The organism is Cupriavidus sp. 05N38, from assembly GCF_056397345.1.
Genome location: NZ_JBFTNF010000008.1, coordinates 19,183 through 30,804, shown reverse-complemented (window position 1 = coordinate 30,804; position 11,622 = coordinate 19,183). Strand labels below are relative to the sequence as shown.

Below are 11,622 nucleotides of genomic sequence, written 5' to 3'. Positions count from 1 at the left end.
CTTGTCGTGTCGCTTCTTGTCGCTTCCCGGCGGTGCTTCGCGACCAGCCGTTCGCAGCGACCGCCTCGCGGAGTCGCGTGTGCGGGCGGCGGCCGCGTTCGCGCTCAGTGCTGAGCCTGCCAGGCAGCGTCCGCTACCTTGACCGGCCTGGGAATCAGCTTGAGCGTGTAGAACACGTCGGCAATGCGCTGCTGCTCGCCCAGCACCGCCGGCGTCACGGCGCGGGCGCCGTACGAGAAGCGGGACACCGCAAGCGCCACCACGGCCGGGTCCAGACCGAGCTGCGGACCCAGCACGGCCACCGCCTCCTTCTGGTTCTTCTCGGCCCAGGCGCCCAGCGCGGCCAGTTCATCGAGGACGAGCTTGACCACGTCAGGCCTGCTTTGCGCGTACTGGCGCGACGCCAGGTAGAACTGGTGGTTGCTGACCACATCCTTGCCGTCGGCACCGCGGCCATCGGCCAGCACGCGCGCGTCGAGCTGCTTCTCGGCGGCAGCCAGGAACGGGTCCCAGATCACCCACGCATCGACCGCGCCGCGCTCGAAGGCCGCGCGCGCGTCGGCCGGGGCCAGGTAGACGGGCTGGATCTCGCTGTATTGCACCCCTGCCTTCTCCAGCAGGCGCACCAGCAGGTAGTGCACGTTCGAGCCCTTGTTCAGCGCCACGCGCTTGCCGCGCAGGTCGGCCACCGACTTGAGCGCGGAGCCCTTCGGCACCACGATGGCCTCGGCCGTCGGCGCCGGCGGCTCGTTGCCGATATAGGCCAGTTGCGCGCCGGCCGCCTGCGCGAAGATCGGCGGGGCTTCGCCCACGGTGCCGAAATCGATCGCGCCCACGTTCAGGCCTTCGAGCAGCTGCGGCCCGGCCGGGAACTCGGTCCACTTGACCGTGATGCCCTGCGGCGCGAGGCGCTTCTCCAGCGTGCCGCGCGCCTTGAGCAGGGTCAGCGTGCCGTACTKTTGGTAGCCGATGCGCAACACCTTGCTGGCGTTGTCCTGCGCCTGCGCACGGCCGGGCAGCAGCGCGTAGGCAAGCCCGGTGGCGGCGACCAGCGCGGCCAGCAGCAGGCGGCGCTTGAGCGCGGTGCCGGCAGCCGGCGTCTGGTGTTTATCGGAAAGCGTGGAGACTGGTGCGGTCATGTCGATCTTCCTGAGTGACGTTGTGTTCTGGCGTGGCGGACGTGTGCCCGCCTGCCGGCCCGTCGGCGGGCGGCATCGCGATCACGAAGCGGGCAAGTGTGCGGGGCGGCGGCGGCGCCGCCCGCTTCAACTCAGGCGGAACATCGCTCGGCCAGTGCGGGGCGCGGGGCCGGGCGCGAGAATGCCGCTGGCGCGACGGCAGCCGCGGCAGCACCGGGCAACAGGTCCAGCGGCACTTCGATGCGTGCATGGGCCAGCGCCTCGCGCAGGCGCAGCACGCCCTCGGCCAGGCGCGCCTCCAGGGCGGGATCGAGGCTCAGGCCGTGCGTCTCGGAGAAAACGATCTGCTGGTCCACGGCGAAGATGCCGGGCAGGATATGGCGCGCTCCAAGCGCGGACAGCACCGGGCGCAGCGCGTAGTCGATGGCCAGCGTATGGGCCAGGCTGCCGCCGGTGGCAATCGGCAGCACCACCTTGTCGCGCAGCCCGGATTGCGGCAGCAGGTCCAGGAAGGTCTTGAGCAAGCCACTGTAGGCAGCCTTGTAGACCGGCGTGGCGAGAATCACCACCTGGGCGTCCGCCACCGCGCGGGTAGCCGCGGCAATGTCGGGATCGTCCACCCTGGCCGCCAGCAGCGCGGCGGGCGGAAGCTCCCGCAGGGCCAGGTGGCTGGTGCGCTCGCCAGCGGCTTCGAGCACGCCGCGCAGATGCGTCAGCAGGCGTGCGGAACGCGACGGGGCGGACGGGCTGCCGGACAGGGTCAGGATGGACATCGGGCTTCCTTCTTGGCTGGTTGGCGCGGCGGACGCGGCTCGCGCCACGCCCGCGCCGCTGTTTATTTCTTGCCGGGCTGGTAGACCTGGTCGAACGAGCCACCGTCGGCGAAGTGCGCCTTCTGCGCCTTCTGCCAGCCGCCGAACGCTTCGTCGATGGTGAACAGCTTGACCTTGGGGAAGTTGGCCGCGTACTTCGCCGCAACCTTCTCGGAGATCGGGCGATAGTAGTTCTTGGCCGCGATTTCCTGGCCTTCGTCGGTGTACAGGAACTGCAGGTAAGCCTCGGCCACCTTGCGCGTGCCCTTCTTGTCCACCACCTTGTCGACCACCGCGACCGGCGGCTCGGCCAGGATCGAGACGGAGGGAGCGACGATGTCGAACTTGTCCGGCCCCAGTTCCTTGATGGCCAGGATCGCCTCGTTCTCCCACGCGATCAGCACGTCGCCCAGGCCGCGCTCGACGAAGGTCGTGGTGGCGCCGCGCGCGCCGGAATCGAGCACCGGCACGTTCTTGAGCAGCGCGCCCACGAATTCCTTCGCCTTCTGTTCATTGCCGCCCGGCTGGCGCAGCGCGTAGCCCCATGCGGCCAGGTAGTTCCAGCGCGCGCCGCCCGAGGTCTTCGGGTTGGGCGTGATCACCTGCACGCCGGGCTTGACCAGGTCGTTCCAGTCCTTGATGCCCTTGGGGTTGCCCTTGCGCACCAGGAACACGATGGTGGAGGTATAGGGCGAGGCATTGTGCGGCAGGCGTTTTTGCCAGTCCGGCTTGAGCAGGCCCTTCTCGGCGATGGCGTCGATGTCATAGCCCAGCGCCAGCGTCACCACGTCGGCATCCAGGCCGTCGATCACGGAGCGCGCCTGCTTGCCCGAGCCGCCATGCGACTGGCGGATGGTCAGCGCATCGCCACCCTTGGCCTTCCAGGCCTTGGCGAAGGCGGCATTGACGTCCACGTACAGTTCCCGCGTGGGGTCGTACGAGACATTGAGCAGATTGGTGTTGGCCCAGGCGGTCTGGGTGGAACCGATCACGGCGAGTGCCGCGAATCCGATGGCCAGCTTGCGAATCATGTGTCTTGCTCCCGTCATCTGTCGTGAAATGGCGCGCTTGCGCCTCGTTTCATGGCCCTCCTTGTGTGGGAAGGCTTGTGTCAGGGAAGAAGACTACCGACCGGTCTATCTGAAAGGAACGAATGGTTTCGCCGATCCTTGCACGTTTTCCGCATAAGATTTGGCGGAAATATGGACATGCACGGCAGGCCATGCGCGCGCTGCGATGAGCCGGGGTTGAGCGTGACGCGATGCGTGCCGCTGTCGCGCATTTCACCGAACACGGCCAGCAAGCCGCGCCGCACGGAGCGATAACCGAGGGAAACTTGCCGCCGCACGACTGGACATCGCAACAGTCCTGCGCGACATCCTGTGGCGCGCGAACGGAATCCGGGGAACCGGCGGGCCAGGCACCGGCACCACCGGAACATCCGCGGCCGGGCCCTGGATCCTTGGGCAACGCCTTCTGTCTGCGCGTCGGCGCACAGAAAAAAGCCCGCCCCACTTGCGTGGCGCGGGCCAAGTTTCCGTATTTGGAAACGGGTAGACAAGTCATGAAGAGCGCCCCCGCATCTCCATGACAGAAACCATCTTAGCGGGCCCGCATGCCGCGGCACTTGACCCATGTCAAACGCGCGACAGGAGCAGAAAATTCTGTCGTGACGGCGCCCCCGGTGCGACCGCCGCGATGGCAGCGGCGACAGCCCCTACAGCGCCTCTGGCACGCCCGGCTCGGCCTCGAGCGGCGCGGGCGGCGCACCGGGCGGTGCCTTGTAGCGGTTGTAGCTCCACAGGTATTGCTGCGGGAAGCGCCGGATCAATGCTTCCATCGCCGCATTCAGCAAGGCCGCCTGCGCCGGCGCATCGGGCGGCAGCGGTTCGGGCAGCCGCACATAGTGCATGCGCCAGCCGCGCCCGTTCGGCAGCCGCTCACCCGCCGCAAGAACGATCGGCACGCCGGTCTGCGCGGCCAGCTTGCCCGGCAGCGTCATGGTATAGGCCATGCGGCCGAAGAACGGCACCCACACCCCGTCGCCGAAGCTCGGCGCCTGGTCCGGCAGCAGCCCGACCGCATTGCCCTGGCGCAGCGCCCGCACGAAGGCGCGCACGCCCTGCGAGGTCGCCGGCACCACCTGCAGGCCCGACATGCCGCGCGCCGCGTCGAGCAGCGGCGCGAGGATGTCCTTGCGCGGCGGGCGGAACATGACGGTGAGGGGCAGCCGCTGCGCGGTATAGCGCGCGGTAATCTCGAAGCAGCCCAGGTGCGGTGTCAGGAAGAAAATGCCACGGCCGTCATCGATGGCGCCCTGCACCACGTGCCAGTCGTCCGTGACCACCTGCGCCACGCTTTGCCGGGTGCGAAACCAGACCCGCGGCAACTCCATGATCATGGCGCCCGATTCGCCGGCGGCGCGGCGCGCAAATGCGGCATCCGGGTAGCCCGCGATCGCGGCGTTGGCGCGCAGGCGCTCGCGGTACTGGCCCGGGACGGCGTAGGCAAGCCGCCCCAGCACGCGGCCGGTGCCTTGCAGCAGCGGCAGCGGCAATGCGGCAATCAGCCGGAACAAGACGGGCAGCGCACCTGCCCCATGCCGAAAATGGTCATCCATCTTTGTATCAGTTCATCGGTGCGTGGCCTGGCGCCACGCGCATTCATGCTTTGCTGCGTTGGTTCGGTTCGGGAAAACGTGCCGCGCCGCTCAGGGCGCCACGATTTCGATGCTGTCGACCCGCGCCGGATCGAACGCCATGTAGCCCGCGATCTGCGCCATGGCCGCGTAGGGGTGCTCGTAAGTCCACACAGCATTGATGCCGCGCTGGCCGGCCGCGGGAATGCTGTAGTAGCTGCATTCGCCCTTGTACGGGCAGTACGTGGCATGGTCGCTGCGCTGCAGGCGGGACAGGTCGACATCCGTGCGCGACACGTACTGCACCGCGGCGTAGGCGGCCTCGCGCAGCGTCAGCGCCGCGAGCGTATCGGCCACCACCACGCCGCCGGCCTTGACGACGACGCGCCGGGGATTTGGCTCGATCGTGATCGGGTGATCGGGGCCGGGAATCTTGATTGGCTTGGTGTTCATCCTGGCGGTCTCCGGTGTGTGGCTGGCGCAATGCCCGCAATGTTACTTCGATGCCGGAAACGGCGCAGGCCGAGGGCGCCCGGCCAGCCTCCCGGACCACGCCAGGAAACATATTCGCCACTTTTGCGGCGAGCCGGGCGCCTTGCCTCAGCGCGTCGCCACGATGAAGAAGCGCGGGAACGGCAGCAGCACGGAGCCGTCGGCCAGCGCCGGATAGGCGCGCGCCACCTCGGCCGTGTAGCGCTCGAGATAGGCGCCGCGCTCGGCCTCGTCGAGCGGGTCGATGAACGGGCGCAGCCCGGTGCCCTTGAACCATTCCACAATGGCCGCCGGGCCGCCTTCCAGCGCGTGGTGGTAAGTGGTCTGCCACACGTCGACCGTGCTGCAGTGTGCGCGCAGCAAGGCGTAGTACCAGGCCGGACGAGCCAGCGTCGTGCGTGCCTGCGCGGCGGCGGCGAGCTTGCCAGCCCACGGGCCGTCCGCGGCGACCTCGCGCATCAGCCGGTGGGCGGGGGTGTCTAGGGTATCGGGCACCTGGATCGCCAGGCTGCCGCCGGGCGCGAGCTTGGCGGCCAGCGCGGGCAGCAGGCGGTCGTGCTCGGGCAGCCACTGCAGCACGGCGTTGGCGAGGATCAGGTCGTACGGGCCCGGGTTATCCCAGGACTCGATGCCGGCGACTTCGAACTCCAGGTCCGGCAGGCGCTTGCGCGCGGCCTCGATCATGTCGGGCGAGCTGTCGAGGCCGGCCACGCTGGCGCCCGGGAAGCAGGCTGCCAGGACCTCGGTCGAATTGCCGGGGCCGCAGCCGATGTCCACCGCGCGGCGCGGCTCGCGCCCCGGCACGGCGGCCAGCAGGTCGCGTACCGGGCGGGTGCGTTCATTCTCGAATTTCACGTATTGCTTGGCTGACCAGGTCATTGCTGCTCCTTTGCAGGATCGGGGCCAGTGTCCGGTTCTGGTGTCCGGCTCTGGCGTTTTGGTGTTCGGTTGTTCAGTCCGGGCGGTCCGGGCGGTCCGGCGGGTTCGCGGCCGGCCCGCACGCCGAGGCCGGCAGGCGCGGCTCGCGCAAGGCCGCCCTGCCCCTGGCGGTCAGGTGCACGATGGCCTGCGCGCGCGGCAGGCCCGGGCGCAGGTCGAGCCCCACCAGGCCGGCCGCGGTGGCGTCTTCCCACGCGCTCAGCCGCGGACAGGATGTGCGCCAGGCGTCCATGGTGTCCTCGAAGGTGCGGGGGCCGGCCTCCACCCACGCGAGGAATTCCAGCAGATTGCCGGACCAGGCTGGCGCGACGACGCTTTCGCCCGGGTTGCTGTCTTGTTCCATCGCTGCGCTCCGCCGTCTCGCCTGACACGCCGACAGCATAGGCGCGAACTGCTATGATTTCCAATGCATCTTTAGTACAAACCCCATACCTTGAGAGTATTGCAATGATCGAACTGCGCCGGCTGCGGGCCTTCGTCGTCCTTGCCGAGGAAGGGCATGTCACCCGGGCCGCCGAGCGCCTGGGCATGCAGCAGCCGCCGCTGACACGCCTGCTGCGCGGGCTGGAGGAGGAACTGGGCGTGGTGCTGATGCGCCGCCTGCCGCGCGGCGTGCGGCCCACCGAGGCCGGGCTGGCGCTGCTGGAGGAAGCGCGCGCGGTGCTGGCACGCGCCGCGGGCGTGGCGGACGCGGTGCGCCGCGCGGCGGCCGGCGAACAGGGCCGGCTGGCGGTCGGCTTCACCAGCTCGGCCGCCCTGCATCCCTTCGTGCCCGCCGCGCTGCGCCGCTTCCGGGAGGCCGTGCCAGGCGTGGCCGTGACGCTGGAAGAAGCCGGCACCAGCGAACTGGTCGACGCGCTCCTGCATGAGCGGCTCGACGCGGCTTTCGTGCGCTCGCCGGTCGGCAGTACCGCCGGCCTGCTGCTCGACGCGGTGCTGGAGGAGCCGATGCTGGCCGCACTGCCCGCGGCGCATCCGCTCGCGGCGGATGCCACGCCGCTCCCGCTTGCGGCCCTCGCGCACGAGCCTTTCATCCTCTATCGCCGTCCGGCCGGACCCGGCTTGTACGACGCCATCCTGGGCGCATGCCGCGAAGCCGGCTTCAGCCCGCTGGTAGCGCAGGAAGCGCCGCGCCTGCCGGCCACGCTGAGCCTGGTCGCGGCGGGCCTCGGCGTGTCGGTGGTGCCGGCGTCGATGCGGCGGCTGGGCGGCGAGGACATTGTCTATCGCGCGCTGGCGGATCACCCGCCGCTGAGCGCGCCCCTGCACCTGGCCATGCGTGACGACGGCCTCTGCGCCGCGGCCGCGCGATTCCGCGCACTGGTGCGCGACATCGCCGGCGCGCAATGCGGCGACGACCCCAGGCCGCTCCCCCGCGCGGCGCCCAAACCCGGCATAATCGGCTGAAACTCCAGCGCGGGCCGACGCGATCATGAACCACCGGGTCATTCTCATCTGCGTCATCGGCGCGGCCGCCGCGGCCGCCCTGGTTGCCAGCGCCGCTCGTGCCGCGGATCCGCCCGCACCTGCCGGCACAATCGCCACTGCGCCCGGCTGACACGCCGGCGAGCGGGCCGCGCAGGCCTGAAGCGGAACAGCCGGCCCTGGTCATCGAGCAGCGCCCGCTGCCGCCGCAGCAACTGTTCCCGCCCACCTACGAAGAAGCCATGACCGCGCTCGTGCGCGCGCTCGACATCGATGCGCTGCTGGCTTCCGGGCTGAAACTGGCCTTTGCAAAGCTCCCCGCGAAGATCGGCCCGATACCGAAGGAGCGCTACGTGGAATGCACGCGCACCAAGCTTTCCGCGCAGATCATCGAGACCGCCGTCAGGCCCGCGCTCGATGCGGAGATCGGCGATGCCGACCTGGCGACCAGCCTGGCACGCCTGCTCAACTCGCCGGTCGGGCAGAAGACCAGGCAGGCCGCACTGGCGGGCCTGGCACTGCGCGACGCGGGCATCACGGGTGCGGACGCGCTCGAATTCAATCGGTATATGGAGAACGCCGCCCTGAAAGCCTTCCTGGAAAACGGCGGGCTGCGCCGCGTGAAGAATGCCGTTTCCCGGACGCTGGATGCGGAGGGCAAGCGCGCGGCCAACGCTTGCGCCAGGGAACTGGTGCCCTTGTACCGGCTGCGCAACGAGCGCTCGGCGTGAATGGTCGCGGCGGCCGAATGTCGCGGCGGGCAGAGGCACGCGCCGGCGGGCGGCCTCGTGAAATACCGTTACAGTTGTATCCCCCCCTGGGCTCGCGGCAGGACTAAAGTCAGGTCACGGCTATTGCATGACGAGGACAAAAAATGAAGCAAGGTTTCTGCTACGCGCTGGGTATCGGAGCGCTGGCCTGGGCGGTCTCCCAGCCTGCGCTGGCACGTGTCGATGTCGACCTGAACATCGGCGTGCCCGCGCCGGTGGTCGTGGCGCCGGCACCGGTCTATGTCCCGGCGCCGGTCTATGCGCCGCCCCCGGCCCCGGTCTACGGGCCGCCTCCGGGCTACGGGCCGCCGCCCGGCTATGGTCCGCCTCCGGCCGTGGCCTACCCGGCGCCGCCGGTGGTCTATGGACCGGCACCCGTGGTGGTCGCGCCGGGGCCCGCGATCGTGATCGGCTGGCACGGCGACAGGTACTGGGACGGTGGCCGCTGGTGGGCGCGCCGCGACTGGTACGCGTATCACCATCAGCACGGGTACCATCGCTGAGCGGGCCGCGCTGCTGTTGCGCTGTTGCGCTGTCACGACATCGGCACCTGGCCCAGGCAGCAAATCGTTAGTTCTTATTACAAAGAAAAACCGCCCCATGCAGGGCGGTTTTTCTGTTTGGGCAACACCTTGCCTCAAGGGATGCGGCCGCCAGGCGGCCGGCACCCTTGCCGGCATCCCGGACCTCACTCCACCTTGGCGGCGCCGAGGGTGAACTCACCATCGCGGTAGTCCACCGGCACCACGTCCTTGGCGGCAAACCGGCCTTCCAGGATGGCGCGCGCCACCGGATTCTCGATCTGCTGCTGGATCGCGCGCTTGAGCGGACGCGCGCCGAACACCGGGTCGTAGCCTGCGCTGGCGATCTTGGCGACCGCCGCCTCGCTGACTTCGAGCGCCATGTCCATGCGTGCCAGCCGTGCCCGCAGCCGTTCGAGCTGGATGCGTGCGATCGACTCGATATGCTGCTGGTCGAGCGAGTGGAACACCACCACCTCGTCGATCCGGTTGAGGAACTCGGGGCGGAAATGGGTCTTCACTTCCTGCCATACCGCGCCCTTGACCGCCTCGTGCGGCTCGCCGGACATCGCCTGGATGATCTGCGAACCGAGGTTCGAGGTCATCACGATCACGGTGTTCTTGAAGTCCACCGTGCGGCCCTGCCCGTCGGTCAGGCGGCCGTCGTCCAGCACCTGCAGCAGCACGTTGAAGACGTCCGGGTGGGCCTTCTCGACTTCGTCGAGCAGCACCACGCTGTACGGCTTGCGGCGCACCGCCTCGGTCAGGTAGCCGCCCTCTTCGTAGCCCACGTATCCCGGCGGCGCGCCGATCAGCCGGCTCACGCTGTGCTTCTCCATGAATTCGCTCATGTCGATGCGGATCAGGTGGTCCTGCGAATCGAACAGGAACTCCGCCAGCGCCTTGCACAGCTCGGTCTTGCCCACGCCGGTGGGGCCGAGGAACAGGAACGAGCCATAGGGCTTGTTCTCGTCGGCCAGGCCGGCACGCGAGCGGCGGATGGCGTCGGACACCAGGCGCACGGCCTCGTCCTGCCCCACCACGCGGCGGTGCAGGTAGTCCTCCATCTTGATCAGCTTCTCGCGCTCGCCCTGCATCATGCGCGAGACCGGGATGCCGGTCGCGCGGCTGACCACCTCGGCGATTTCCTCGGCGCCGACCTGCGTGCGCAGCAGCTTGTTGGGCTGCTTCTGCTCGCTGGCTTCGGCCACCGTGGCGGCCTTGAGCTTGCCTTCGAGCTCGGGCAGCTTGCCGTACTGCAGCTCGGCCACCTTGTCGAGCTTGCCTTCGCGCTGCAGGCGCGTGATCTCCAGGCGGATCTTGTCGATCTCTTCCTTGAGCGCGGCCGCGCCCTGGGCGGCACCCTTCTCGGCCTTCCAGATTTCCTCGAGATCGGCGTACTCCTTCTCCAGGCGCGTGATTTCCTGCTCGATCAGCTCGAGCCGCTTCTTCGAGGCCTCGTCGGTCTCCCGCTTGACGGCCTCGCGCTCGATCTTGAGCTGGATGGTGCGGCGCTCGAGCTTGTCCATCACCTCGGGCTTGGAGTCGATCTCCATCTTGATGCGCGCGCCGGCCTCGTCGATCAGGTCGATGGCCTTGTCCGGCAGGAAGCGGTCGGTGATGTAGCGGTGCGACAGCTCCGCCGCGGCGACGATGGCCGGGTCGGTGATCTCCACGCCGTGGTGCAGTTCGTACTTCTCCTGCAGCCCGCGCAGGATGGCGATGGTGGCCTCCACGCTCGGCTCGTCGACCAGCACCTTCTGGAAGCGGCGCTCCAGCGCGGCGTCCTTTTCGATGTACTTGCGATACTCGTCCAGCGTGGTGGCGCCGATGCAGTGCAGCTCGCCGCGCGCCAGCGCGGGCTTGAGCATATTGCCGGCGTCGATGGCGCCCTCGGCCTTGCCCGCGCCCACCATGGTATGGATCTCATCGATGAAGACGATGGTCTGGCCTTCGTCCTTGGCGATGTCCGACAGCACGGCCTTGAGGCGTTCCTCGAACTCGCCGCGGTACTTGGCGCCGGCCAGCAGGCCGGCCATGTCGAGCACCAGCACGCGCTTGTTCTTCAGGCTCTCGGGCACTTCGCCGTTGACGATGCGCTGGGCCAGGCCTTCCACGATGGCGGTCTTGCCCACGCCCGGCTCGCCGATCAGCACGGGATTGTTCTTGGTGCGGCGCTGCAGGATCTGGATGGCGCGGCGGATCTCGTCGTCGCGGCCGATGACCGGGTCGAGCTTGCCGATGCGGGCACGCTCGGTGAGGTCCACGGTGTACTTCTTGAGCGCTTCGCGCTGGGTTTCCGCATCGGCGCTGTTGACGGCATCGCCGCCGCGCACGGTCTCGATGGCGGATTCCAGCGACTTGCGCGACAGGCCGTTCTCGCGCGCGACGCGGCCGGCCTCGCCCTTGTCGTCGGCCACGGCGAGCAGGAACAGTTCGCTGGCGATGAACTGGTCGCCGCGCTTGATGGCTTCCTTCTCGGTCGCATTGAACAGCGCGTTGAGTTCGCGCCCAACCTGGACTTCGCTGTTGCCCTGGATCTGCGGCAGGCGCTTGATGGCGGCGTCGAGCGCGGTGGTCAGGCCATTCACGTTGACCCCGGCGCGCGCCAGCAGGCCGCGCGCGGCACCGTCATTCTGCGCCAGCAGGGCGCRCAAGACGTGCAGCGGATCGATGTATTGGTTGTCGTTGCCGATGGCCAGGCTTTGCGCATCTGCCAGCGCTTCCTGGAATCGGGTAGTCAGTTTGTCTAGTCGCATTTAGGATGCCCTCTTTCTCGGATGCGTGTCCTGATGCGGGAGGCGGGGCGGATGCGCCCCGGCCTGCCGATCCCCCTGGGGTCCGGACACTGGATGTCTTTCCGAAAGATAAGGCTCRGCGCCGACT

11 protein-coding genes are annotated in these 11,622 nt (G+C 68.8%); 3 read left to right on the top strand and 8 right to left on the bottom strand.

Features of this window, described 5'->3' with window-relative positions:
* Positions 1-104: 104 nt before the first annotated feature.
* The 7 genes from AC1DK4_RS07965 to AC1DK4_RS07935 form a co-directional block, all read right to left on the bottom strand.
* Positions 105-1,139, bottom strand: coding sequence for a sulfonate ABC transporter substrate-binding protein (locus AC1DK4_RS07965; protein WP_477131458.1), 1,035 nt, complete (start codon positions 1,137-1,139; stop codon positions 105-107).
* 131 nt (positions 1,140-1,270) lie between these two features.
* The gene (gene ssuE / locus AC1DK4_RS07960) at positions 1,271-1,912 is read right to left on the bottom strand and encodes an NADPH-dependent FMN reductase (protein WP_441613370.1); all 642 of its coding nucleotides are present in this window, start codon (positions 1,910-1,912) and stop codon (positions 1,271-1,273) included.
* A 62-nt stretch (positions 1,913-1,974) separates the two neighbouring features.
* Positions 1,975-2,982, bottom strand: a complete 1,008-nt coding sequence (locus AC1DK4_RS07955) for a sulfate ABC transporter substrate-binding protein (protein ID WP_441613369.1) — start codon at positions 2,980-2,982, stop codon at positions 1,975-1,977.
* A gap of 686 nt (positions 2,983-3,668) precedes the next feature.
* Entirely contained in the window at positions 3,669-4,571 is a 903-nt protein-coding gene (locus tag AC1DK4_RS07950) for a lysophospholipid acyltransferase family protein (protein WP_441613368.1), read from the bottom strand.
* Positions 4,572-4,661: 90 nt separating this feature from the next.
* On the bottom strand, positions 4,662-5,042 hold the full coding sequence (locus AC1DK4_RS07945) for a DUF427 domain-containing protein (protein WP_441613367.1): 381 nt from the start codon (positions 5,040-5,042) through the stop codon (positions 4,662-4,664).
* Positions 5,043-5,189: 147 nt separating this feature from the next.
* Positions 5,190-5,960, bottom strand: coding sequence for a trans-aconitate 2-methyltransferase (tam, locus tag AC1DK4_RS07940; protein WP_441613366.1), 771 nt, complete (start codon positions 5,958-5,960; stop codon positions 5,190-5,192).
* Between the two features lie 73 nt (positions 5,961-6,033).
* Positions 6,034-6,363, bottom strand: coding sequence for a hypothetical protein (locus AC1DK4_RS07935; RefSeq protein ID WP_441613365.1), 330 nt, complete (start codon positions 6,361-6,363; stop codon positions 6,034-6,036).
* A 104-nt stretch (positions 6,364-6,467) separates the two neighbouring features.
* Between AC1DK4_RS07935 and AC1DK4_RS07930 the strand changes: the two genes are divergently transcribed.
* From AC1DK4_RS07930 to AC1DK4_RS07920, 3 genes are all read left to right on the top strand, one after another.
* Positions 6,468-7,427 (top strand): LysR family transcriptional regulator, encoded by a 960-nt coding sequence (locus AC1DK4_RS07930; RefSeq protein WP_441613364.1) that lies wholly within the window; start codon positions 6,468-6,470, stop codon positions 7,425-7,427.
* Positions 7,428-7,525: 98 nt separating this feature from the next.
* Positions 7,526-8,176, top strand: a complete 651-nt coding sequence (locus AC1DK4_RS07925; protein WP_441613363.1) for a hypothetical protein — start codon at positions 7,526-7,528, stop codon at positions 8,174-8,176.
* A gap of 143 nt (positions 8,177-8,319) precedes the next feature.
* Complete coding sequence (locus AC1DK4_RS07920; protein ID WP_441613362.1) at positions 8,320-8,718, top strand: hypothetical protein; 399 nt, start codon at positions 8,320-8,322, stop codon at positions 8,716-8,718.
* A gap of 185 nt (positions 8,719-8,903) precedes the next feature.
* Here AC1DK4_RS07920 and clpB read toward each other — a convergent pair whose 3' ends face one another.
* Positions 8,904-11,495 carry an ATP-dependent chaperone ClpB gene (gene clpB / locus AC1DK4_RS07915; RefSeq protein WP_477131457.1) on the bottom strand — a complete coding sequence of 864 codons (2,592 nt, stop codon included), beginning with the start codon at positions 11,493-11,495 and terminating at the stop codon, positions 8,904-8,906.
* Between the last annotated feature and the right edge of the window lie 127 nt (positions 11,496-11,622).